Source organism: Labrenzia sp. R5_0 (assembly GCF_017743835.1).
GTDB classification, from domain to species: Bacteria; Pseudomonadota; Alphaproteobacteria; order Rhizobiales; family Stappiaceae; genus Roseibium; species Roseibium algicola.
Genome location: NZ_JAGHRK010000001.1, coordinates 1,065,356 through 1,088,414, shown reverse-complemented (window position 1 = coordinate 1,088,414; position 23,059 = coordinate 1,065,356). Strand labels below are relative to the sequence as shown.

General features: G+C 58.8%; 22 protein-coding genes. 5 read left to right on the top strand and 17 right to left on the bottom strand.

Features of this window, described 5'->3' with window-relative positions:
• From J7447_RS05010 to J7447_RS04935, 16 genes are all read right to left on the bottom strand, one after another.
• Entirely contained in the window at window positions 1-2,136 is a 2,136-nt protein-coding gene (locus tag J7447_RS05010) for a sodium-translocating pyrophosphatase (protein ID WP_075281473.1), read from the bottom strand.
• Window positions 2,137-2,355: 219 nt separating this feature from the next.
• Window positions 2,356-3,579, bottom strand: coding sequence for an MFS transporter (locus J7447_RS05005; protein ID WP_055656427.1), 1,224 nt, complete (start codon window positions 3,577-3,579; stop codon window positions 2,356-2,358).
• 218 nt (window positions 3,580-3,797) lie between these two features.
• Entirely contained in the window at window positions 3,798-4,796 is a 999-nt protein-coding gene (gene thiL / locus J7447_RS05000) for a thiamine-phosphate kinase (RefSeq protein ID WP_209168970.1), read from the bottom strand.
• Between the two features lie 2 nt (window positions 4,797-4,798).
• A complete protein-coding gene (nusB, locus tag J7447_RS04995; protein WP_023003810.1) occupies window positions 4,799-5,320 on the bottom strand; it encodes a transcription antitermination factor NusB in 522 nt (173 codons plus the stop codon).
• Between the two features lie 5 nt (window positions 5,321-5,325).
• Window positions 5,326-5,775: a 6,7-dimethyl-8-ribityllumazine synthase gene (gene ribH / locus J7447_RS04990; protein WP_023003809.1), complete on the bottom strand. Its 450-nt coding sequence runs from the start codon at window positions 5,773-5,775 to the stop codon at window positions 5,326-5,328.
• Window positions 5,776-5,932: 157 nt separating this feature from the next.
• Entirely contained in the window at window positions 5,933-6,544 is a 612-nt protein-coding gene (locus J7447_RS04985; RefSeq protein ID WP_055653455.1) for a riboflavin synthase, read from the bottom strand.
• Window position 6,545: 1 nt separating this feature from the next.
• Complete coding sequence (gene ribD, locus J7447_RS04980) at window positions 6,546-7,670, bottom strand: bifunctional diaminohydroxyphosphoribosylaminopyrimidine deaminase/5-amino-6-(5-phosphoribosylamino)uracil reductase RibD (RefSeq protein ID WP_152511270.1); 1,125 nt, start codon at window positions 7,668-7,670, stop codon at window positions 6,546-6,548.
• 20 nt (window positions 7,671-7,690) lie between these two features.
• Window positions 7,691-8,167, bottom strand: coding sequence for a transcriptional regulator NrdR (gene nrdR, locus J7447_RS04975; protein ID WP_023003806.1), 477 nt, complete (start codon window positions 8,165-8,167; stop codon window positions 7,691-7,693).
• 28 nt (window positions 8,168-8,195) lie between these two features.
• Window positions 8,196-9,506 (bottom strand): serine hydroxymethyltransferase, encoded by a 1,311-nt coding sequence (gene glyA, locus J7447_RS04970; protein ID WP_209168969.1) that lies wholly within the window; start codon window positions 9,504-9,506, stop codon window positions 8,196-8,198.
• Window positions 9,507-9,913: 407 nt separating this feature from the next.
• Window positions 9,914-10,141 carry a hypothetical protein gene (locus tag J7447_RS04965; protein WP_062489145.1) on the bottom strand — a complete coding sequence of 76 codons (228 nt, stop codon included), beginning with the start codon at window positions 10,139-10,141 and terminating at the stop codon, window positions 9,914-9,916.
• A gap of 128 nt (window positions 10,142-10,269) precedes the next feature.
• Window positions 10,270-11,574 (bottom strand): L,D-transpeptidase family protein, encoded by a 1,305-nt coding sequence (locus J7447_RS04960; RefSeq protein ID WP_023003803.1) that lies wholly within the window; start codon window positions 11,572-11,574, stop codon window positions 10,270-10,272.
• A 359-nt stretch (window positions 11,575-11,933) separates the two neighbouring features.
• A complete protein-coding gene (locus J7447_RS04955) occupies window positions 11,934-12,449 on the bottom strand; it encodes a winged helix DNA-binding protein (RefSeq protein WP_023003802.1) in 516 nt (171 codons plus the stop codon).
• Between the two features lie 154 nt (window positions 12,450-12,603).
• On the bottom strand, window positions 12,604-13,521 hold the full coding sequence (gene mmsB / locus J7447_RS04950; protein WP_023003801.1) for a 3-hydroxyisobutyrate dehydrogenase: 918 nt from the start codon (window positions 13,519-13,521) through the stop codon (window positions 12,604-12,606).
• Window positions 13,522-13,594: 73 nt separating this feature from the next.
• Window positions 13,595-14,014, bottom strand: coding sequence for a DUF6163 family protein (locus J7447_RS04945; RefSeq protein ID WP_023003800.1), 420 nt, complete (start codon window positions 14,012-14,014; stop codon window positions 13,595-13,597).
• Between the two features lie 23 nt (window positions 14,015-14,037).
• Window positions 14,038-15,075 carry an enoyl-CoA hydratase/isomerase family protein gene (locus J7447_RS04940; protein ID WP_209168968.1) on the bottom strand — a complete coding sequence of 346 codons (1,038 nt, stop codon included), beginning with the start codon at window positions 15,073-15,075 and terminating at the stop codon, window positions 14,038-14,040.
• A 53-nt stretch (window positions 15,076-15,128) separates the two neighbouring features.
• Window positions 15,129-16,268: an isobutyryl-CoA dehydrogenase gene (locus tag J7447_RS04935; RefSeq protein ID WP_023003798.1), complete on the bottom strand. Its 1,140-nt coding sequence runs from the start codon at window positions 16,266-16,268 to the stop codon at window positions 15,129-15,131.
• Between the two features lie 274 nt (window positions 16,269-16,542).
• Here J7447_RS04935 and hemB point away from each other — a divergent pair, with 274 nt between their 5' ends.
• From hemB to J7447_RS04920, 3 genes are all read left to right on the top strand, one after another.
• The gene (gene hemB / locus J7447_RS04930) at window positions 16,543-17,538 is read left to right on the top strand and encodes a porphobilinogen synthase (protein WP_286188932.1); all 996 of its coding nucleotides are present in this window, start codon (window positions 16,543-16,545) and stop codon (window positions 17,536-17,538) included.
• Window positions 17,535-18,785: a threonine ammonia-lyase gene (locus tag J7447_RS04925; RefSeq protein ID WP_209168966.1), complete on the top strand. Its 1,251-nt coding sequence runs from the start codon at window positions 17,535-17,537 to the stop codon at window positions 18,783-18,785. The genes hemB and J7447_RS04925 overlap by 4 nt, the downstream gene beginning before the upstream one ends.
• A gap of 273 nt (window positions 18,786-19,058) precedes the next feature.
• Window positions 19,059-19,565, top strand: a complete 507-nt coding sequence (locus J7447_RS04920; protein WP_209168965.1) for an RDD family protein — start codon at window positions 19,059-19,061, stop codon at window positions 19,563-19,565.
• Between the two features lie 2 nt (window positions 19,566-19,567).
• Here the strand turns inward: J7447_RS04920 and J7447_RS04915 are convergent, their stop codons facing one another.
• A complete protein-coding gene (locus J7447_RS04915) occupies window positions 19,568-20,053 on the bottom strand; it encodes a TspO/MBR family protein (RefSeq protein ID WP_209168964.1) in 486 nt (161 codons plus the stop codon).
• 199 nt (window positions 20,054-20,252) lie between these two features.
• Here J7447_RS04915 and J7447_RS04910 point away from each other — a divergent pair, with 199 nt between their 5' ends.
• Both J7447_RS04910 and J7447_RS04905 read left to right on the top strand, forming a co-directional pair.
• Window positions 20,253-22,085, top strand: coding sequence for an SLC13 family permease (locus tag J7447_RS04910; RefSeq protein ID WP_023003793.1), 1,833 nt, complete (start codon window positions 20,253-20,255; stop codon window positions 22,083-22,085).
• Between the two features lie 45 nt (window positions 22,086-22,130).
• A complete protein-coding gene (locus J7447_RS04905) occupies window positions 22,131-22,913 on the top strand; it encodes an arginyltransferase (protein WP_023014479.1) in 783 nt (260 codons plus the stop codon).
• The last annotated feature ends 146 nt before the right edge of the window (window positions 22,914-23,059 follow it).

The window sequence follows — 23,059 nt, the reverse complement described above, 5'->3', positions numbered from 1 at the left end:
TCAGTGCGCCAAGATCGCCAACAGCAGCAAGGCCACGATGTTGGTGATCTTGATCATCGGGTTCACAGCCGGACCGGCGGTATCCTTGTAGGGATCCCCAACCGTATCGCCTGTCACCGAGGCCTTGTGCGCCTCGCTTCCCTTCTGGTGGGTCACACCGTCCTTGTCGGTGAAGCCGTCCTCGAAGGACTTCTTGGCGTTATCCCAGGCACCGCCACCGGCGGTCATGGAAATGGCCACGAAGAGCCCTGTCACGATCACGCCCAGCAGCATCGCACCAAGCGCCGCGAAGGCGTCGGCTGGTGTTGCCACGGCCTTGACCAGGAAGAACACCACGATGGGCGACAGCACCGGCAGCAGCGAGGGGATGATCATCTCCCGGATCGCCGCCTTTGTAAGCATGTCCACCGCACGGCCGTAATCCGGCCGTTCCGTGCCCTGCATGATGCCCGGCTTTTCCTTGAACTGGCGGCGGACTTCCTCCACCACCGCTCCGGCAGCCCTGCCGACGGCGGTCATTGAAATGCCGCCGAAGAGATAGGGCAACAGGCCGCCGAACAGGAGACCTGCAACCACATAGGGATTGGACAATGTGAACAGGGTGCCGACGTCGATGCCATAGAAGATCGACCCTTCCGCAGCATTGCTGGAGAAGAACTTCAGGTCTTCCGTATAGGCGGCAAAGAGCACCAGTGCACCTAGCCCAGCAGACCCGATGGCATAGCCCTTGGTGACCGCCTTGGTGGTGTTCCCCACCGCATCGAGGGCGTCCGTCGTGGTGCGCACTTCCGCCGGAAGATCCGCCATTTCGGCAATCCCCCCGGCGTTATCGGTCACCGGACCAAAGGCGTCGAGTGCTACCACCATGCCTGCGAGCGCCAGCATGGTCGTTACGGCAATCGCAATCCCGAAGAGGCCCGCGAAGGCGTAGGTGACCAGAATGCCCGCGATGATGATCAGCGCCGGCAGGGCCGTTGCTTCCAGTGACACGGCCAGACCCTGGATCACGTTGGTGCCATGACCGGTCACCGACGCCTGGGCGATGGATCTCACCGGACGATACTCCGTGCCGGTGTAATATTCGGTCACCCAGATGATCAGCCCGGTCACCACGAGACCTACGAGACCACAGACGAACAGATCGAACCCGGTAAAGGTCGTGCCGCCCGATGTCGTGAACTCGGTGCCGGCACCGATCCAGCCGAAGATGATGATCGCGAGGGCAACCGCGGACAGAACCGCCGTGGCAATGAAGCCCTTGTAGAGCGCCCCCATGATCGAGTTGTTGCTGCCGAGCTTGACGAAGAACGTGCCGATGATGGACGTCACCACGCAGCTAGCTCCGATCAGCAACGGCAGGTGCATCAGGTCGATGGCCTGGCTGCTCGTGAAGAAGATCGAGGCCAGAACCATCGTGGCGACGACCGTCACCGCGTAGGTTTCGAACAAATCGGCCGCCATGCCCGCACAGTCGCCGACATTGTCGCCGACATTGTCGGCGATAGTCGCCGGGTTGCGTGGATCATCCTCCGGTATTCCGGCTTCAACCTTGCCGACCAGATCACCGCCGACGTCAGCCCCCTTGGTGAAGATACCGCCGCCGAGACGGGCGAAGATCGATATGAGGGAGGCACCGAAGCCGAGCGCGACCAGCGCGTCGATCACTGTACGGTCCGTCGGGTCGTACCCCATCATTCCGGTGAGGATGGCAAAATAGACTGCCACGCCAAGCAACGCTAGCCCGGCAACCAAAAGGCCGGTGACGGCACCGGCCTTGAACGCGATTTCCAGCCCTGCCCCGAGGCTTTGGCTGGCCGCCTGGGCGGTGCGCACATTGGCCCGGACGGAAACCATCATGCCGATGTAACCGGCAGCTCCCGAGAGGATGGCGCCGATGGCAAATCCGATTGCCGCGGTGCCGGAAAGCAATAGCCAGGCGAGCACGAAAACAACGGCCCCCACAATGGCAATAGTCGTATATTGACGATTGAGATAAGCGCTAGCCCCTTCCTGGATCGCCTCGGCGATCTCCTGCATGCGCGCGTTCCCTGCATCCGCTGCCATAACGGACTGGATGGCCCACGCCCCATAGGCAATGGACAAGAGGCCACAAATGATGACGACAAGCTCGATCATACTTCCTCCCAAAGCTGCGGCGGACTGATTTTCTTGTCGTTTTTTGCCGCCTGACGGCCCTTCACATCAATTCCTCGACGTGAGGGAGGGTAACGATAGCAGCAAAGCGGCGCGCCTCGTCAAGCTCTCACATTGTTTAATTCAAAACTTCCGTTACGGTATTGTTTGATGCAGCGCAGTAATTATGCTGCGCTGACGAAATGGAATTTCGAAGGTACTTTAAGCGGTTGTATCCGCTCTTCTTTCCGCAACTGCAAGCCAGATAAGCAAGCCGATGCAGAGCACCACAAAGGGAAACACCAGAAGGGTGACCGTGTTCCAGCCGTAGACATTCAGCAAAGCACCGGACGAGAACGATGCGGCAGCAACAAAGCCGAACACCAGGAAATCGTTGACCGCCTGCACCAGGTTCCGCTCTTCGGGCCGATAGGTATCCGTCAGCATGGCGGTGGCTCCGATGAAGCCGAAGTTCCAGCCAAGGCCGAGCAGGATCAGCGCGATCCAGAAGTTGGCAAGGTCGACCCCCATCAACGCGACCACGGAACATCCGGCCAGCAGCAGCAGGCCAATCGAGACGATCCGCTCCTTGCCGAAGCGACCGATGAGATTACCCGTGAAGAAACTCGGACCGAACATGGCAAGCACATGCCACTGAATGCCAAGCGTGGCGTCATTCTGCGACAGGCCGCAGCCGATCATGGCCAGCGGCGTGGCCGTCATCACCATGCTCATGAGCGCATAGGAACAGATACCGCAGGCTGCCGCGACGATGAAACGGCGTTGCGACATGATCTGGCGCAATGGACGTCCTCCCGCCTGGGCATGGCTGTGCCGCTGCGGCTTTGGAATTCGGAGAAAAGCCACGAGGAAAAAGGCAATCAGGGACAAGCCCGCCTGCGCCAGATAGGTTCCGGCGAACAGGATTGGCGAGAACAGGTCCTTGGTGGCGATAACCGTTTGCGGACCAACCACCCCTGCCAGAACACCACCGGCAAGCACCCATGAGATGGCCTTCGGCTTGAAGGCGTCACTTGCCGTGTCCGCTGCCGCAAAGCGGTATTGCTGCACGAATGCGCCTGCAAAACCGCTGATGCAGCACCCGAGGGCAAACATCAGAAACTCGTCCTGGAAAACCGCGAATGCCGCCAGCAGCCCGGCGATAGCGCCAAGCAAAGCTGCCCCCATGAAACCGGTCCTGCGGCCGTAGCGGCGCATGATCATGCCGGCGGGAATGGTTCCGAAAGCTGTTCCCAGAACCATCGCCGACACGGGCAAGGTTGCCAGAGACTTGTCCGTATCCAGCATCGAATACCCGACCAGCGGCGCCGTTGCGATCACGATCGACGCCGAAGCCCCACCAATTGCCTGCGCCAGAGCCAATAGCAGCGCGTTTCGTTTTGCCAGACTGTCGTCGACAAAGCTATCGGGGGTCGTCACGGTCATTTGGATACTTTCAGGAAGGCAGAAGTTTGCATGGCACATAACACGCCAACAGCCGACCGCGAAAGACCAGAAGTTTCATTTGCAACTGGAGACCAGCCGAGAGCTGTAACGTGCGACACGTCGCGGCCAAGCGGCACGAAAGCGCAACACCATAGGAAGCAGGCATTCGGGCGATGGATCCGGCCTGGTAAAATTCCGGCACCTGTCCTTTGCAATAGCTAAAAGTGACTGAAGCCCGCAAAGCGACCGTAGTCGACAGGTTGCCCGGCTTCCTCAAGCCGAATTCGGCCCTCACCTGCCCGGGCATGACCGATTTGCGTAACGGGACAGCCGGCAAGATGAGCAACCCGGCAGAAGGTACCAGAAACGTCTTCCGGCACCGACATCAGGATTTCGTAATCGTCGCCACCGTTCAGGCAACGGGCAAAGTCTTCTGGTGACTTGATCTTGAGATGGGCGAGCGCCTGTGAAAGCGGCACCTGATCCAGGTCGATCGTGAGGTCCAACGCCGAAGCGCTGGCCATATGCGCGCAGTCGGCGAACAGGCCATCTGACACGTCCATGGCAGCCGAAGCATAATCGGTCACCGCCCCGGCAAGCCTCGTGCGCGGCCTCGGCAGCAGGTAACGGTCGAGAATATGGGCTTCTTCGCTCTCTGTCAGATCATGATCGCGGCAGAAGTCGGGATTGAGGCGCGCCTGAAGACCGGCAGCGGCGTCACCAATGGTTCCGGTAACAAACAGAAGATCGCCCGGTCGTGCCCCGGACCGCCGAACTGCGCTGCCGGTTTCAACCTCGCCAATTGCCGTGATCGACACCTGCAGACCATTGCCGGAACGAACCGTGTCACCGCCCAGAAGATGGAAATCATAGGCCGCCTGGTCAGCCGCCAGGCCGTTGCAGAACCGCTCAAGCCAGTCGACCGTCCAGTCGGACGGCAACGACAGCCCCATCAGATAGCCGCGTGGACGTGCGCCCTTCGCCGCAAGGTCCGAGAGGTTGACCCTCAGTGCCTTGGCGGCAATCGCTTCCGGTGCATCTTCAGCAAAGAAATGAATATCGGCCGCCAGCACGTCCTTGGTCAGAACGAGGTCATGGCCTTCCCGCGGTGTCAGCACCGCGGCATCGTCGGTCAGACCGAGACTGCCCGGGTCTTTTGCCAAAGGGGCAAAGAAACGCCGGATCAGCTCGAATTCGCCTGGCCGGTCAGCGCCCATGATCAGGAGGCGCCGTCCGTTTTCTTTTCCTCGAGTTCGCCGCTGCGCAGTTCATGCGCAAGACGGTCGAGCACGCCGTTGACAAGGCCGGGCTCATCATCATCGAAAAAGGCCTTGGTAACGTCGATATACTCGGAAATGATCACCTTGGCCGGAACATCCTTGCGGCGCAAAAGCTCGTAGGAGCCGGAGCGGAGGATAGCCCGCAGCAGGCTGTCGATACGCTTCAGGGGCCAGTCTTCGGCCAACGCGGTGTGAATGTAGGGATCCAGAAACTTCTGGTCCTCCACAACGCCGGCAAGGATCTGCTTGAACCATTGTTCGTCGGCTTCGCGGTACTGCGCACCGTCGATTTCCTTGCCGAGGCGAAAGGCAGTGAATTCGCTGACGACACTGGTCAGCGGCGCACCGCCGACGTCCATCTGATAAAGGGCCTGAACAGCAGCAAGGCGAGCCACGCCGCGTTTGTTTGCAGGGCGCACAGTTTTTCCAGCCGGTTTTTCCGGGTCGGCCTTTCCGGTCATTCTTCTTATACTCCAAGCCGCTCGCGCAGGGCGATCATGTCGAGGGCAGCACGGGCAGCCGCGCCGCCTTTGTCCTTGTCGTCCACCTTCGCGCGGGCCCATGCCTGCTCACCGTTTTCAACGGTCAGGATACCATTTCCGACAGCCAGATCCGCATCGACGATCAAATCCATGATCACCCGGTTCGATTCATTGGCAACAATATCGTAATGGGTGGTCTCGCCGCGAATGACGACACCCAGCAGAACGAAGCCGTCGTACAGTTCGCCGTCGTTTTCCATTGCCGTCAGAGCCATGGACAGGGCAGCCGGAATTTCCAGGACGCCCGGTACAGCGATCCGGTCATAGCTTGCGCCGGCAGCCTCAATGGTCTTGATCGCGCCTTCTGCGAGAGCATCGGCCAGATCTTCGTAGAAACGGGCTTCGATGATCAGAAGTTTCGGTGCAGCGCTCATGGGTTTTCGTTCCTATGTAAGGCCGCGACAGGAACCACGTCTGCCCCGGTTTGTCCAGTCTCATTCGTAAAGGACCACGATATCCCGGTGACGAGTTCGTCCCGTGGTTAAGGCGGTAAATGATATTAGCTCTTCTCGAAGGTGTTGGGACCGTCCCCTACCCGGTCTTGGAGAATTCCGCAAGACGGGCGGCGTAGCGGGCCATCATATCCACTTCCAGGTTGATCTTGTCACCGACCTGCCGATCGGACCAGGTCGTGACCTCGAGCGTATGCGGGATCAGGAAGACGGAGAAGAGCAACCCGTCGACCTCGTTCACCGTCAGGGACGTGCCATCGAGCGCAACCGAACCCTTCTTGGCAATGAAGGGGGCTGCTTCCGCCGGTGCTTCGAACTGGAAATAGACCGAATCCGGATGGTCTTCACGCTTTGTCACCGTTGCAAGTCCATCGACATGGCCAAGCACCAGGTGCCCGCCCAGCTCCGCACCCATCGTCAGCGAGCGTTCCAGATTGAGTTTCTGCCCCACTTTCCAGGATGCGACGTTGGTCAGAGCCAGGGTTTCGGCGGCCGATTCCACTTCGAACCAGTTGCCATTGGAGCCGTTGTCCTTGGCTGTCACCGTGTGGCAGACGCCAGAACAGGAAATCGAAGCCCCGATGTCGAAGCCATTCGTATCGTAGGCGGTGCGGATCCGCGTCCGCATTCCGGCAGGGATCTTGTCGATAGCGAGGATCTCGCCGAGGTCGGTCACAATTCCGGTGAACATGTCAGGCTCCGCGCCGTCTGAGATAAACAAAACTGTCCGGACCGAAACGGCCCGCATCGACCCGCTCGAATTTGGGGTCTTTGAGAACATCTGCAAGGTCAAGACCGTGCAGAGCAGGTATGCCGCCTTCGCCGATTACGATATCCCCGGTAACGACACAAAGATCATCCACCAGGTCCGCCGCCAGGAATGACGACGCCAGACGGGAACCGCCTTCAACCATCACCCGCGTTATGCCGCGTGTTGCCAGCGCACTCAGGATGACAGAGGGCTTGATGCCGGTTTCTTCAGCGGGCACCCGGATGACATTGACGCCAGCAGCCGCCAGGTCCGCCAGCTTGTCAGCATCCGCCGCATTGCCACACACAAGCCAGACAGGCACGTCGACGCAGGTTTGCACCAGTTTGGAAGTCAATGGCAGCCGGGCACACCGGTCGATGATGACCCGCACAGGAGAGCGATCAGCGAGGCCCGGAAGTCTGCAGGTCAGTTGCGGGTCATCGGCAAGCGCTGTGCCTGAACCGACCAGGATGGCGTCGCATTCGGCGCGAAACCCATGGACCTTGCGCATCGACAAGGCACCGGAGATCTTGACCTGACCTTCGCCTGCCCGGCCGATAAATCCATCCCTGGAAACAGCCAGCTTCAGGAAAACCACTGGACGCTGTTTCAGTTGCCTGTAAGTGAACCCCCGGTAAAGCGCATGCATGGCCTTTTCGCGCACACCCACTTCCACCTCGATGCCCGCATCGCGCAGCATGGCGACACCACGGCCAGCGACACGCGGGTTCGGGTCCAGCATGCCGACAACCACGCGTTTCACGCCCGCCTCGATCAGAGCCTTGGCGCAAGGCGGGGTTCGTCCGTAGTGGGAACATGGCTCCAGGGTGACGTAACAGGTCGCCCCTTTGGCCCTGTCCCCCGCCTGGTTCAAGGCATTGACTTCCGCATGCGCCATGCCGGGACGGGACGTGACGCCTCTGCCCACGAGAACAGCGGCCCCTGCGTCGAAACGGACGATGAGCGCAGCCACGGAAGGATTGGGCCACACACGACCGAGACCACGACGGGCAAGGCGTTCGGCGGCCGCCATGAAACGAGCATCAAGATTGGAAAGTTCGGACATCAAGAACCGGATACTGCAGGTCAGGAGTTTTTGAGCGGCTGTCCGTCCGGATCGCTCAGCTCATCCAGAAGGGCTTCGAAATCCTTCGCCTCTCGGAAATTCTTGTAAACGGAGGCAAAGCGGACATAGGCAACGTCATCGATGCCCTTCAGGCCTTCCATGACGTGGTTGCCGATGGTTTCCGCGGTGATTTCGGTTTCGCCCGAACTTTCAAGCTGGCGAACGATGCCGGAGACCATGCGTTCGATCTTGTCAGGATCCACGGGACGCTTGCGCACCGCGATCTGCACGGACCGCATCAGTTTTTCCCTGTCGAAGGGAACGCGGCGCCCGGAGCGTTTGAGCACAAGGAGTTCGCGCAGCTGCACGCGCTCGAAGGTGGTGAACCTGCCGCCGCAGGTATTGCAGATCCTGCGGCGGCGGATGGCTGTATTGTCCTCGGTCGGGCGGGAATCCTTGACCTGGGTTTCCTCACCCCCGCAAAACGGACATCTCATGTCTTAAAGCTCCTGAGCGAGCCCGCGATTAGCCCCCGTAGATCGGGAACCGGGCCGTCAGTGCTTCTACCTTGGCTTTGACCGCCGCTTCAACTGCCGCGTTGCCCTCTTCACTGTTTGCGGCCTTCAAACCGTCCAACACTTCCGTGATCAGCAGACCGACTTCGCGGATTTCCGCAACACCGAAGCCGCGTGTGGTCGCTGCCGGGGTGCCGAGACGAACGCCAGACGTGACAAACGGCTTTTCCGGGTCGAACGGGATACCGTTCTTGTTGCAGGTGATGTTGGCCCGGCCGAGAGATTTTTCAGCCACCTTGCCGGTGGCGTTCTTCGGACGCAGATCCACCAGCATCAGGTGGTTGTCGGTGCCGCCGGAAACGATATCCAGACCCTGCTCCTTCAGGACTTCAGCCAGAACCTTGGCATTTTCCTGAACGGCACGGGCATAAGCCTTGAATTCCGGCTGCAGTGCTTCCTTGAAGGCAACGGCCTTGGCAGCAATGACATGCATCAGCGGGCCACCCTGAAGACCCGGGAAGACGGCCGAGTTGATCTTCTTGGCGATCGCTTCGTCGTTGCTCAGGATCATGCCGCCGCGCGGGCCGCGCAGGGACTTGTGGGTGGTGGTGGTGACGACGTGGGCGTGCGGCACCGGCGACGGGTGAACGCCACCAGCAACCAGACCGGCGATGTGCGCCATGTCAACCATCAGATAAGCGCCAATGCTGTCGGCGATTTCGCGGAACCGCTTCCAGTCCCAGATACGGGAATAGGCAGTGCCGCCGGCCAGGATCAGCTTGGGCTTGTGTTCGTTGGCAAGGCGCTCGACCTCATCCATGTCGAGAAGATGGTCGTCCTCACGCACGCCATAGGAGACGACGTTGAACCACTTGCCGGACATGTTGACCGGGGAACCGTGGGTCAGGTGACCACCGGAGTTGAGATCCAGGCCCATGAAGGTGTCGCCAGGCTGCAGAAGAGCCAGGAACACTGCCTGGTTCATCTGGCTGCCGGAGTTCGGCTGAACGTTGGCAAACTGGCAGCCGAAAAGTTCCTTCGCGCGCTCGATTGCCAGCGTTTCGGCAATGTCGGCGAATTCACAGCCGCCATAGTAGCGCTTGCCCGGATAACCTTCGGCATATTTGTTGGTGAAGATCGAGCCCTGTGCTTCCAGCACTGCGCGGGAAACGATGTTCTCCGAAGCAATCAGCTCGATTTCATGCTGCTGACGGCCGAGTTCCTTGCCGATCGTGTCGAAGATATCCGGATCGGCTTCAGCAAGGCTGCGGGTGAAGAAACCGGACTGCAGGGACTGATCGGAGCTTTCCATCAAAGACATAGCGCCATCCTTGTGTTCTTTTGATAGATCAGGAGCATCGGCGGCCAATGTCCGGAAGGACGCTTTCGACCGTCATGCCTGTGTGAGGCGAGGAATTAACACACCCCCCGACCAGAACCAAGGGGCATACCGACGCGTCCAGTTTGGAAAACGACACAGCTGCCAAATCTTGAACGAAACAAGTTTTCGCAACCTCGACCCAAATCTAAACTGACAACCCAACAAGTTACGCTTGCAACAGACCCGACCTTCGGCGCCGATCATTTGACCGGCACCAAAACAATACCCGGGCACAATTGAAATCTGCTCTCGCAAACCGATCTGGTGCGCCGTTCTTCTCAAAACGATTTAAATCGCTTGTTGTTTTATCGAAACCTGTTGCGGAAGCAGAGACTTAAGACAAACCATCAATAAAGGGTCGGGTCAGGTCTGTTCTGCGCAGCCAAGCCTTCCTGTTCAAGGCGGCGGCGAAGTTTTCGAACGGCAATCCGCTTCAGATCTTCCTGAGCTGCTGAAGCCGGCCCGAAGACCGACACTTCAAAACCGGTCGCCGCGTCAATGGCAGTGACCTTGACCTGCTGACCGATCGGCCGAAACTCAAGATAAATTTCACCAGGCCGCTCTTCGCGACTCATTGCCGTTCTCCTGATCCAGCACCCCGTTGTCGAACAAGCATGCGAATGGAGCTAGAATCCATGAAACGCCGGCCTGATCAAGGCCGACGTTTCTGGACAGGAAACAATTGTTTGACGCTTGGCGACACCTACAGGCGTGCTTGCTCACCCGTTCCGTAGAGATCGTCGCGGTCGTAGATATCATCGCGGAAATGCACCACACCGTCGGCATTTGCCCAGGCGGTGATGTAGGTGAGATAAAGCGGAATCTGCGACTTCAGTTTCACGTCTTCACGATCACCGGTGCGGATGACACCATCGACGCGCCCCCGATCCCAGTCAGGAGTTGTCGACTGCAACAGCCAGGTCACCAGCTCTCGCACATTCTGTACGCGCACGCAGCCCGAAGAATGGAACCGGTTGGCTTCGCCAAACAGGGTCTTGGACGGCGTATCGTGCAGATAGACCTGGTGTTTGTTGTGGAAGTTGATGCGCACCGACCCGAGCGAGTTTTCCGAGCCCGGATCCTGGGTGAAGCGATACTGGGTCGCCTCATCCGTGTTCCAGTCGATCTGTTGCCAGTTCAGCTCGTTGTTGCTCCAGTCGAAGATGCGGATATTGTTCTTCGCAAGATACTGCGGATCCTCTTTCATCTTCGGGATCAGGTCCTTGCGGATGATCGACTTCGGCACCGTCCAGTACGGATTGAAGTTCAACTCGTAGATCTTGCTGTTGAGGATCGGCGTCTGGCGGTCGATCTTGCCCACAACGGCCGTGTGGCGCGAACGGACCATGCCGTTTTCAACCGCCTCGATCTCTGCTGCCGGAATGTTGACCATCACGTAGCGGTCGCCCAGGAAACCGGACATGGACCGCATACGGATCATGTTGGTTTCGAGCTGGCGCAGACGTACGTCGGCCGAAATGTTCAGCGCAGTCACGGTGCCGTCGCCCATCACACCGTCCGGAATAAGACCGTGACGAAGCTGAAAACGACGCAGACCTGCATCCACGTAAGAATCGAAGGTGTCGGAGAGGCCGGCCTGCTGTTCAAGATCGCCGGAAACGATCAAGCGGCGGCGAAGTTCCACGACGCGCGGATCCTTGGCACCGATGCGAAGCGCCTTGCCACCAGCAGACACTGTTCCCCAGCCACCGGCCTGGACAATGCGCTGATAACGATCGATCGCTGCCGCGATATAGTCGGCCGTCTGCGGCGACAACGTCGGAGCAGAGGATTTCACTTCCGTGATGTGATCCGTCGCGATGTCAAAGTTATCCGCCCATTCAACCTGCTGGTTCTGTGCGAATGTCATCGGGGCCGTCTGTGCCTGCGCACCAGTTGCGATCATGACTGGAGTTACCACGCCCAGCATCATCATGCTCTTGAGCGTTTTTCCAGCAGTCCACTTCCAGTGACGCTTTATCCCGAACGGTCCGGATAAAAGGTTCATCGCCGACCCCATGTTGCAGCGCCATTCGGCGCAAATGTTCTTCAAATACGCGGGATTGAGACCAACAAAACAGGCCACCCCGGCGGTTCCTGCTCCCAGTCCTAACGGAAGGGAGTTAACAAATCGCTTGATTTTTTAACCATCTCGGATTCAGGAGCACTGCACAAAGCCATTCCAATGTGACCACAAGATGTCAACTTTGCCTCAGCAGTTAAAACTGCCTGCACCATAGCTTTGTTTCTCCGCCGTTCGAGAATTCTGGCTGTGCAAATTTGCGTGAGGTCGGCAACTTGAGGCTGAAAAACAGAAAGCACCGCCCAATGGGCGGTGCCTTGTCATCTGAATGTTCCGCGAATGTCTTACAGGCGGTAAAGGATCTGGTCGGTCCAGAACCGCTCCAGACGGCGCAGGGACTTGTTCAGTGCCACAAAGTCCTGCGGACCAATTTCGCCGACCTGTTCCACGGACAGCATGTGACGCTCGTAAAGATCGTTCACGATCTTGGCCACTTCCCGTCCCTTTTCCGTCAGGCTGACGCGGACAGACCGGCGGTCCATACGCGAACGCTGATGGTGGATGTAACCGGTCTCGACCAGCTTCTTCAGGTTGTAGGAGACATTCGACCCCAGGTAGTAACCGCGTGTCCGCAGTTCACCGGCGGTCAGTTCGCTGTCGCCGATGTTGAACAGCAGCAGTGCCTGCACGCTGTTTACGTCGGACCGGCCCATGCGGTCGAATTCGTCCTTGATGACGTCGAGCAGACGCCGATGCAGTCGCTCAACGAGCGTAAGAGCCTCTAGGTAAAGCGGCTTGATCTCAAGCTCTTCCCCTTCACTCTGTGCAACAGCGTCGACTGCCCTACTTGCGGTGATCATGTGATTGCGCCTCTTTTAGTACCTGTCGTTGGACGGATATTTTTCCCGCCTTGTTTCGCAATCTAACCGAGCGATTCTAAAATCCGCTTAAGAGACACGCTGAATCATCCGTTAACTTCCAAGGGGCGTTTTAGACTTCCCTTTAACAAGTTGTTTACGATGTTCCGCGGAGGAACTTCACAATCCCTGAGAAATCCTGGGCTTCGCCACCTGTATTACAGAACAGCGAGTAGAGCGCTGCCGCTTCCGCGCCCAACGGCGTTGCCGCGCCGGCCGAATTTGCTGCTTCCTGAGCAAGTTTTAGATCCTTGAGCATCATCGCGGCTGCAAACCCAGGTTGATAATCCCGGTTCGCAGGAGACGACGGCAGCGGACCCGGCACCGGGCAGTAGGATGTCAGGGACCAGCACTGACCGGACGCCGTCGAGGAGATGTCAAACAACTTCTGCTTGTCCAGACCCAGCTTCTCGGCGAGCACAAATGCCTCCGATACGGCAATCATGGAAATGCCGAGGATCATGTTATTGCAGATCTTTGCCGCCTGACCGGTTCCGGCGTCGCCTGCATGCACGATGGTCTTGCCCATGATGTCGAGATAGGTTTTCGCCGCTTCGAATGCCTCGGCAGATCCACCGACCATGAAGGTCAGCGTTCCACCCGCGGCGCCGGCAACACCACCGGAGACCGGTGCGTCGACCATTTTCATGCCTCTTGCCTCTGCCGCAGCGCTGACCGCACGAGCGCTGTCGACGTCGATAGTCGAGGAATCGATCATGAGAGTGCCGGGCTTGGCGTTGTCGAGAATACCGCCCTCGCCTTCATAGATCTGGCGGACATGCTTTCCGGCGGGCAGCATGGTGACGATCACGTCGGCAGCAGCAGCCAGGTCAGCGACACTAGCTGCCTTTTCACCACCCTCCGCTTCGTGTGCCGCCATGGCCGCATCGGACAGATCAAAGCCGTGTACCTTGTGCCCTGCCTTGACGAGATTGATCGCCATCGGTCCGCCCATGTTGCCAAGACCGATAAATCCGATAGTGCTCATGATGGTTTCCTCCCAAAGAGATTTCATGTTGATTTTGAATCTGTTGGCTGGCCGTCTTGAACTGCCGTTCCAGGCACTTCAAAAACTGATTCAACCGCCGTCAGCCGGCATTGGCCTTGTTTTCCCTGTCCATCAGGAAGGCCAGTCCGGCATAAATTGCGATTGTCAGCAGGTAGAAGGCGATTTCATATGGCCGGCGGCCGTAGAGATCGGAAAAGGCTGTGTGCATGACGATCTGGCAGAAGCAGCGGAAAATCCACATTACCGTGCCCCAGGACACGGTCAGCCAGAGGCCGGTCGCGGCCACCAGATCCAGGACGGCAAAAAAGACGATGGCTCCCTGCAGCGCCACGGGCATGTCCCAGAACCACAATCCACGCCATTCGACGATGCCGATAATGCGGGCCCAGTAGATGACGCCGCCGCCGATGAGAATGATCGCAATGCCGCGCAGATACCAGATCAGCAGCGTGCTCCAGGGTGGGCGGGAATCGATCAGGTCCTGAAAGCTGGTAATCATGTGCTGTCCGGGTCAGGTTGAGCTCAGCTGAGCGGCAGATCTCCGTCAGCAGGTTCCTCGAAATACGACGCCAGCTCGGCGCTGTCCACTTGGCCAAACTGGGCAGGCGACCATTTTGGCGCCTGATCCTTGTCGACCAGCACAGCACGAATGCCTTCGTAGAACTCCGTGCCCTGCAGAATGCGCGAGACGATGCGATATTCAAGCTTCATGCATTCATTGAAGGAAAGCTTGCGGCCACGCTTCATTTGCTCGAAAGCAACCAGAACGCTTGTTGGTGATTTTTGCCGGATGGCGGCAGCGGCCTTCCCCGCAAATTCACTCTGTGAAGCATCCAGACGCGACAGAATGTCTTCCACCGATGCAGCCGAAAAGATCTCGTCGATAACGTCGAGACTTTCGCAGACGGGCCCCTTCTCCGGCGTCATCAGATACGGCGCAAGCACTGCGCCGATATCGTCTGCTGTTTCAAGGTCCTGTTCCAGGTCAGCAAGGCTTTCTTCCGAAACCGCGTGGGTCAGGACGCCGGTAGCTAGAGCATCGCCCTGTTTCAGCCTGCCGGAGCTAAGTGCACAGTAGACGCCGCTGTTCCTGGGCATGCGCGGCAGGAAGAATGTCCCGCCGACGTCCGGAAAGAAGCCAATTCCGGTCTCAGGCATCGCAAACAACGTCTTTTCCGTGCCGATGCGATAGCTGCCATGAACCGACACCCCGACACCGCCACCCATGACAATCCCGTTGACGAGAGCGACGTATGGCTTCGGATAGGCCTTGATCTGTGCATTGAGCATGTACTCGTCGCGGAAGAAGGCGCTCAGGCCGTCGGTCTGCCCGTTCATTCGGGCATCATAGATGCTGCGAATGTCGCCACCTGCGCAGAACGCCTTGTCGCCAGCACCCGTAACGACGATGTGTGCGATTTCCGGATCTTCCGCCCAGCGCGACAATTGCTCGGCCATTGCCAGGACCATTGCGTGGTTGATCGCGTTCAGTGCCTTCGGCCGGTTCAAGATGACAAACCCGGCCTTGCCGCGCTTCTGGAAAAGAATCTCGTCGCTCACTGGCGCCTCGCAAAAAGAAGAGTCGTTTCAACGGAATGGGACGGAAAACTCGATCAGTCCTTCAGCAGCTGCCGCGCAATGATCAGCCGCATGATCTCGTTGGTGCCTTCCAGGATCTGATGCACCCGCACATCGCGGAAATAACGCTCTATGGGATAGTCGCGCAGATAGCCGTAACCGCCATGAAGCTGCAGTGCTTCGTTGACCACCTTGAAGCCGGTGTCGGTAGCAAGCCGCTTGGCCATGGCCGCAAGCTTGGTGGCGTCATGCGATTTCGCATCCACCGCCGAAGCGGCCTTGTGCAAGAGCAGCCGGGCTGCTTCCAATTCGGTTGCCATATCCGCCAGGCGGAACTGAAGTGCCTGGAAGTCGGCAATCGGTCGACCAAACTGCTTGCGTTCCTGCACATAGGCCAGGGCGTGATCGAGACAGGCCTGTGCAGCCCCCATCGAGCAGGCGCCGATGTTAAGCCGACCGCCATCGAGCGCCGCCATCGCGATCTTGAAGCCCTGCCCTTCCGATCCGATCAGATTCGACTTCGGCACCCGGCAATCCTGAAAATTGACCTGGGCCGTCGGCTGGCTCTTCCAGCCGAGCTTCACCTCGTTGGCACCGAAGCTGAGACCGGGCGTCCCTTTTTCGACCAGGATACAGGAAACGCCGGAAGGTCCCTCACCACCTGTGCGGACCATTACCGCATACAGATCGCTTACGCCGCCGCCGGAGATGAATGCCTTGGAGCCGTTGAGGACATAATGGTCACCATCATCCTTGGCGCTGGTACGCAGGCTCGCTGCATCCGAACCCGAGCCCGGTTCGGTGAGACAGTAGCTGGTGAGCAGGTCCATGGTGCAGAGCCTGGGCAGATACTTCTGACGCAGGTCCTCCGAGCCATAGGAATCGATGATCCAGGCTACCATGTTGTGAATGGATATATAGGCCGCCGTCGACGTACAGCCCTTGGACAGTTCCTCGAAGATCAGCGTTGCATCCAGCCGGGTGAGCGCGGAACCACCGACATCTTCCTTCACGTAGATGCCACCGAACCCAAGCTCGGCTGCCTTGCGCAGGGTGGGAATCGGGAAGTGGCTTTCCTCGTCCCATTCCTTGGCAAATGGCGCCAGTTCATCCCGCGAAAAACTTGCCGCCATGTCCTGAAAGGCGCGCTGATCTTCGTTCAGTGAAAAGTCCACGGGTTATCCTCCCTCAAGCGGTGGCGGCGCACTTCCTCCTCCGGAAAGGTTTGCGCCCTGTCTTCGCGGCAGCACTAAAGCACATTTGACGCGAACGTCAAACAATCTCTTTTTCTTTATTAAATTCAGTTATTTTACAGAATGTTGGATTGCGTCAATCTGCGTGATAGATTGGCGGCTCACTTCGATCAGAATACGCTTTCCAACATCTCCTAGCGAACAGTCAGTGCCGATGCCGTCAAAATCTCCCCTCCCGCCGATAACCTCCGACCACATGGACACACTGCTGGCCGGCACGCGCATGCGCCGCAACCGCCAGAGCGACTGGTCGCGCCGCCTGGTGCGCGAAAACAATCTCACGGTCGATGACCTGATCTGGCCGATTTTCCTGGTGGACGGCGAGAATATCCGTCAGTCCGTTCCGTCCATGCCGGACGTTGTTCGCCTGTCCGTGGATGAAGCCGTCCGCGACGCCGAGAAGGCAGCGAAATTGAACATTCCCGCGCTGGCACTGTTTCCCTACACCGATCCCGGTCTTCGCGATGAAACAGGTTCCGAGGCTCTCAATCCTGAAAACCTGACCTGTCGCGCCTTGCGCGCCATCAAGGCGGAAGGCCTGAACCTGGGCCTGATGACGGACGTCGCCCTTGATCCCTACACCAGCCACGGTCATGACGGATTGATGGAAGGCGAGACGATCCTGAACGACGAGACCGTGGATCAGCTCTGCCGGCAGGCCCTGGTGCAGGCGGAAGCCGGATCAGACGTGATCGCCCCGTCCGACATGATGGATGGGCGCATCGGCGCCATTCGACAGGCACTCGATTCTCAAGGTCATCGCGGAACCCAGATCATGGCCTATTCGGCGAAATACGCCTCCGCCTTCTATGGTCCGTTCCGCGACGCTGTCGGCTCATCGGGGACCCTGGTTGGCGATAAGCGCACTTACCAGATGGATCCGGCCAATACGGACGAAGCTCTGCGGGAAGCCGAACTGGACATTGCTGAAGGCGCCGACATGGTGATGGTCAAGCCGGGCATGCCCTACCTCGACATTGTCCGGCGGATAAAGGACGAGTTCCAGGTGCCGACCTACGCGTATCAGGTGTCAGGCGAATACGCGATGATCAAGGCCGCGGCCGGAAACGGCTGGCTGGACGGTGACAAGGCGATGCTGGAAAGTCTGCTCGCCTTCAAGCGCGCCGGCGCCGACGGCATCCTGACCTATTTCGCACCGAAGGTGGCCGAAATGCTGGCAGCCTGGAAATGACCTCAGCCGGGGCCACCACCGCTGACAACGTCACATTCGACAAGGTTCAGGAAGCGGCTGCACTTTTGAAGGGCGCCGTAATCGAGACACCGTGCCTGCCTGCTCCGCGGCTTTCGCAGCTCACAGGGGCGGATGTCTTTGTAAAATACGAAAACATGCAGGTCACCGGCGCCTTCAAGGAACGTGGTGCGCTGGTGAAGCTCTCCAGCCTGACGGCGGATGAAAAGAAGCGCGGCGTGATTGCGGTTTCGGCCGGCAACCACGCCCAGGGCGTTGCCTATCATGCCGGACGGCTTGGCATACCGGCAACCATCGTCATGCCGGTTCTGACGCCATTCGTGAAGATCTCCGCGACCCGCAACCATGGTGCAGAGGTGGTCCTGGCGGGAAACACGCTGGCCGAGGCGAAGGAAGAAGCCGACAGGCTGGCCGAACAGAACAATCTCGTCTGGGTGCATCCCTATGACGATGCCCATGTCATTCACGGCCAGGGTACCATCGGCATCGAGATGCTGGCACAGCAGCCGGATCTCGATGTGCTCGTCGTGCCGATCGGCGGCGGCGGCCTTATCGCCGGCATCGCCACGGCGGCAAAGGCTCTCAAGGCTTCCGTCGAAGTGATTGGCGTTGAAACGACGCTCTACCCCGGCATGTGGGGCGCCTTCTATGGCAAGGACGTGCGCTGCGAAGGCGCGACCATCGCAGAAGGTATCGCTGTGCGCGACATCGGCGTCCTGACGACCGAAGTCGTCAAAAGGGTCGTCGATGATATCCTGCTTGTTTCGGAAAGCAGCATCGAGCGGGCGATAAACGCCTATCTGACCTTGCAACGAACCATTGCGGAAGGCGCAGGCGCCGCCGGTCTCGCGGCCTTGCTGACCGAACCCGAGCGATTTGCCGGCAAGAGGGTTGGCCTGGTTCTTTGCGGCGGCAATATCGATCCGAGACTGCTCTCCAAGATCGTGGTCCGCGAACTTGCACGCGATGGCAAACTGGTCTCGATCCGGATCGACACGCCAGACCGCCCCGGCGTTCTGGGTGAAATCGCAACCGTGATCGGTGACATGCAGGGCAACGTGGTCGACGTTGAACACCATCGCCTGTTCCTCAATGTTCCCGCAAAAGGCGCAACGCTGGACGTGACCTTCGAGGCCTTTGACCGCCCGCATGGCGAGCGTATCGTCGCCGCTCTGCGCGAACGTGCCTTCGTGGTGCGTTACCTGGAAATCGGCGAGCGGATGGACTGAAGGGCTGCCACCTCAGTCCTTCATTACACGGCTATTGATGCGGACATTCCACACACCGACCTCATCCTGAGGAGGACCGGAGGACCGTCTCGAAGGATGGGATCCTTGCTCCGGAGTATGCCGCCCATCCTTCGAGACAGCGCTCCGCGCTTCCTCAGGATGAGGGGTTGGCGTGGATTATCCGCGGAACGGTTCGGCTTCACCCGGCAAATGATTTGCCAAACCCGCTCCAAATCACCACATGTTGATCATCGAACCCAAGGGAGCCGAACCATGTCAGCTGAAACCACCTCCGATTATGCCCGTCAGGACGTTTTCGATCCTGTGAGCAATCCGGAGCTGTTTTCCGGCGTGCGCAGCCGGCGCATCTTTGCCTTCTTCATCGATCTGATCGTGATCACGTTGTTCACCTTCGGTGCCGGCTTCGTGGTGTTCTTCCTGGGTGTCTTTACGCTGGGTCTCGGCTTCCTGCTTTACGGCATCTTGCCGACGGCGGTTGCGCTGCTCTATGTCGCCTTCACCCTTGGCGGACCGCAGGCTTCAACCTTGGGCATGCGTGCGATGGGACTGGAAATGCGCCTCTGGTATGGCGCAAAGCCCTACCCGCTTCTGGCAGCCGTCCATGTCATCCTGTTCTGGTTTTCGGTCTCTTTGCTGACGCCGCTTGTTTTGCTGGTGTCACTGTTTTCCGACCGTAAACGCCTGCTGCACGACCTCGTACTGGGAACGGTAGTGATCAACTCGGCCTCCCATCAAGGCTATGTGCGCGGTCAGGCGTAAGGTCAGTTCAAGAGAGCCAGCGACAGGTTCAATATTCCGGCAAAGCAGGTCCAGAGCGCATAGGGAATGAAAAGCTGCGCGGACAAACGATCGGTTTGCCAGCTTCCACCGATAAAGTTCAGGATCAGGTAGAGCATCGCCGCGATCACGGCAAAAGCCGTCCACATGAAGTGGAGCGTGAAAAAGAGTGGCGACCAGATCCAGTTGAGAACCATCTGCCCGTACCAGATTTTCATCACGCGGCTATCGGGTGCCCGAAGGAATGTCCGCCAGCCGGCAATCGCTATCAGAATGTAAAGAATGGTCCAGGCAGGCGCGAACACCCAGTTGGGTGGATTGAACGGCGGCTTCTGCAAGCCCTCGTACCAGGCGCCAGGGGTGTTCAATACGCCGATCGTGATGCCGACACCCAAAACAACTGCCAGAAACAAGACGAGCGAGGGCAGGTCTTTCGGGAATGAAGGCGAAATTGGGTTCTCTGATTTCATGACTTCTTCAACGCGGTTCGCCAGTCCGGGTTCCCATTAATCGGATCAAATCGCGGTAACGGCGTATGAACTTTGACAGTGTCATTGCCTCAAAGGAATATATCAACGGCAATATTATCTTAAGGCTCTTCCATTGCCGGGACCGCCTGCTTTAAAGTGCAGGTTCGTGAAATTGGCCAAGGTGGCTTTGGGCAGGTGAATGGACTCAGTTGATATTGCAATGGCGCTGACCTTCGTGGTGATCGCGTCCACTGTCGTCCTGTACGCCGTCGAGCGGTACGCGATTGAAACAATAGCCCTCGGGTCCGTTTCCGCCTTCATTGTCATCTTTTCGGTTTTTCCGGTCGAGAGACCGGACGGTTCGCTTATCACCACCGGCGACTTCCTGTCCGGCTTCTCAAATCCGGCGCTGATAACAGTCATCTGTCTCCTGATCATCGGCCAGGGACTGTTCCAGACCGATGCGCTGGAAGCACCGGCAAAGGCGATCGTCAAGATGACGCGCGGCCGGTCGCTGCGGGCTGCGATCCCTGTTCTCCTGACTGTCGCGGCGCTCAGCGCATTCTTGAACAACACCCCTGTTGTGGTGATGTTTCTGCCGATCCTGACAGCTGTTGCCGCCACGGTCGGCCAGTCGCCGGCCCGTGTTCTGATGCCCCTGTCTTTCCTCGCGATCCTTGGCGGCATGACGACGTTGATCGGCTCGTCAACCAACCTGCTGGTAGCAAATTTCGCGGCGCAAAGTTCCGATCTCAAACTGACCTTTTTCAGCTTCACGCCAATCGGACTGATCATCGCCGGTGTCGGCTCGATCTATGTGCTGTTCATCATGCCGAAGCTGCTTCCGGTGCGCAAAACCATGGCGGAAGAGTTCCAGAGTTCCTCCGGCAAGCAGTTCATCGCCCAGATTGAAATCACCTATGGTCATCCGCTGGTGGGCGTGGAATCCGTATCCGGCATGTTCCCGCAGTTGAAGGACATGACGGTGAGACTGGTTCAGCGAGGCCAGAAGCCAATCCTGCCCCCGTTTGAAAACGTGGTGCTCTCTCCCGGCGATACGGTGATCGTGGCGGCGACGCGTGCAGCCCTTGCCAATGCTCTGGCTCGCCGGCAGCCGCTGATGGAAGCTGATTCAGATACCAGCAACTCCGGCCGCGAGGCTCAGGCACCTGCCGGCACGATCAGCCTGGCGGAAGTGGTGGTGGCCCCCGCGTCCCGGCTGATGGGACGCACCTTGCCCCAGTCGGGCTTTTACACCGACACCGGCTGTCTGGTGATGGGCATCCAGCGCCGCAGCCGCATGCCGCGCATGGCGATGAACGACATTCGCCTGGAAGCGGGTGACGTGCTTCTGGTGGCCGGCAGCGAAGAGGCGATCGCGCGCCTGCGCGGTAATCGCGACGTGCTGCTGCTGGACTGGTCGATGGCCGAAGTACCGCGCAAACGCTATGCGCCACGGGCGCTTGTCATCTTCGCTCTTGTTGTCGCGCTGGCTGCCAGCGGCCTTGTTCCCATTGTCACCACCGCCGTGGCCGGGACCTTCGCCATGATTGTATCGGGATGTCTCAACATCCGCCAGGCCATGCGCGCCATCGACAGCCGCATCTTCATGCTGGTGGGCGCCTCACTTGCGGCTGCCGTTGCACTGGAGGGAACCGGCGGTGCGAATGCGATTGCTACCGGACTGGTTCATTTGCTCGCCGGGGCATCACCGACCGTGATGCTGTCGGCCCTGTTCTTCATCGTGATGATCCTGACGAACTTCCTGTCGAACAACGCGGCGGCTGTCCTGTTCACACCGATTGCGATCAATCTGGCAAATCAGATCGGTGCGAGCCCCGAAGCCTTCGTCGTCTGCCTGATTATTGCGGCCAACTCGTCGTTTGCGACGCCGATCGGCTATCAGACCAACCTGATCGTGATGGGTCCGGGTCACTACAAGTTCAACGACTTTGTGCGGGCTGGCACACCGCTTGCGCTCATTTTATGGTTGACCTTCTCTCTGGTCGCGCCATGGTATTACGGACTATAGGACCGGGAATAGAGAACAAATCTAAAGGTTTCGCGGGACAAAACGGTGACACGGCACCCCACAGATCATCCGCAGTTCTACCTTACGGCGCCAGCGCCCTGCCCATATCTTGAGGGAAAACAAGAGCGCAAGGTCTTTACCCATCTTGTCGGCCATGGCGCTCCCGCCCTCAACGAGGTGCTGACGCAGGGCGGTTTCCGGCGCAGTCAGAATATCGCCTACCGCCCGGCCTGCGAACGGTGCCAGGCCTGCATCTCGGTTCGCGTCCGTGTCGACGATTTCAAGTGGAGCAAGTCGTTCAAGCGGGTCTGGAAATCCGGATCGGACATCGTTGGTGCCCGTCTGCCGCCCAGCCCGTCTGCCGAACAATACGATCTCTTCCGCGATTATCTTCAAGCCCGACACGAGAACGGCGGCATGACGGAAATGAGCGTCCTCGACTACGCAATGATGGTCGAAGACACACATGTCGAAACGATTGTCCTGGAGTATCGCCAACGCGGTCCGAACAGCTTCATCACCGGAGCCGGCGAAGGCCCGTTGTTGGGCGTTGCCCTTTCCGACCAGCTCTCGGACGGGCTGTCGATGGTCTATTCCTTCTATGACCCCGACTACACCAAGACGCCGCTCGGCACCTACATGATCCTGGATCACATAGAGCGGGCCCGGAAAATGAACCTGCCCTACGTTTATCTTGGCTATTGGGTCAACGGCTCCCAGAAGATGGCCTACAAGGCCCGCTTCAAACCTCAGGAACATCTTGGCCCCAACGGCTGGCTCGTTGTCGACGCTGAGGCCTATCAAACGGAACCGCACTCGGAGGAATGACCGTGTGGAAGGCGGCGCACGCCTGCCCTCTCCTCTAAATTGCGGCAGCTCCCCCACCCCATCACCTCATCCTGACGAAGCGCGTCAGCGCTGTCTCGAAGGATGGGCGACACACTCTTGAGCAAGTGGCCCATCCTTCGAGACGG

Coding starts and splice junctions, on each gene's coding strand:
- nrdR (WP_023003806.1), bottom strand. CDS start 8,167: ATGAGATGTCCGTTTTGCGGGGGTGAGGAAACCCAGGTCAAGGATTCC.
- mmsB (WP_023003801.1), bottom strand. CDS start 13,521: ATGAAATCTCTTTGGGAGGAAACCATCATGAGCACTATCGGATTTATC.
- ribH (WP_023003809.1), bottom strand. CDS start 5,775: ATGAGCGCTGCACCGAAACTTCTGATCATCGAAGCCCGTTTCTACGAA.
- thiL (WP_209168970.1), bottom strand. CDS start 4,796: ATGGGCGCTGACCGGCCAGGCGAATTCGAGCTGATCCGGCGTTTCTTT.
- J7447_RS05005 (WP_055656427.1), bottom strand. CDS start 3,579: ATGACCGTGACGACCCCCGATAGCTTTGTCGACGACAGTCTGGCAAAA.
- J7447_RS04960 (WP_023003803.1), bottom strand. CDS start 11,574: ATGAACCTTTTATCCGGACCGTTCGGGATAAAGCGTCACTGGAAGTGG.
- J7447_RS04925 (WP_209168966.1), top strand. CDS start 17,535: ATGACCTCAGCCGGGGCCACCACCGCTGACAACGTCACATTCGACAAG.
- J7447_RS04985 (WP_055653455.1), bottom strand. CDS start 6,544: ATGTTCACCGGAATTGTGACCGACCTCGGCGAGATCCTCGCTATCGAC.
- J7447_RS04915 (WP_209168964.1), bottom strand. CDS start 20,053: ATGAAATCAGAGAACCCAATTTCGCCTTCATTCCCGAAAGACCTGCCC.
- nusB (WP_023003810.1), bottom strand. CDS start 5,320: ATGACCGGAAAGGCCGACCCGGAAAAACCGGCTGGAAAAACTGTGCGC.
- J7447_RS04910 (WP_023003793.1), top strand. CDS start 20,253: ATGGACTCAGTTGATATTGCAATGGCGCTGACCTTCGTGGTGATCGCG.
- glyA (WP_209168969.1), bottom strand. CDS start 9,506: ATGTCTTTGATGGAAAGCTCCGATCAGTCCCTGCAGTCCGGTTTCTTC.
- J7447_RS04945 (WP_023003800.1), bottom strand. CDS start 14,014: ATGATTACCAGCTTTCAGGACCTGATCGATTCCCGCCCACCCTGGAGC.
- J7447_RS04955 (WP_023003802.1), bottom strand. CDS start 12,449: ATGATCACCGCAAGTAGGGCAGTCGACGCTGTTGCACAGAGTGAAGGG.
- J7447_RS05010 (WP_075281473.1), bottom strand. CDS start 2,136: ATGATCGAGCTTGTCGTCATCATTTGTGGCCTCTTGTCCATTGCCTAT.
- J7447_RS04965 (WP_062489145.1), bottom strand. CDS start 10,141: ATGAGTCGCGAAGAGCGGCCTGGTGAAATTTATCTTGAGTTTCGGCCG.
- ribD (WP_152511270.1), bottom strand. CDS start 7,670: ATGTCCGAACTTTCCAATCTTGATGCTCGTTTCATGGCGGCCGCCGAA.
- hemB (WP_286188932.1), top strand. CDS start 16,543: ATGGACACACTGCTGGCCGGCACGCGCATGCGCCGCAACCGCCAGAGC.
- J7447_RS04920 (WP_209168965.1), top strand. CDS start 19,059: ATGTCAGCTGAAACCACCTCCGATTATGCCCGTCAGGACGTTTTCGAT.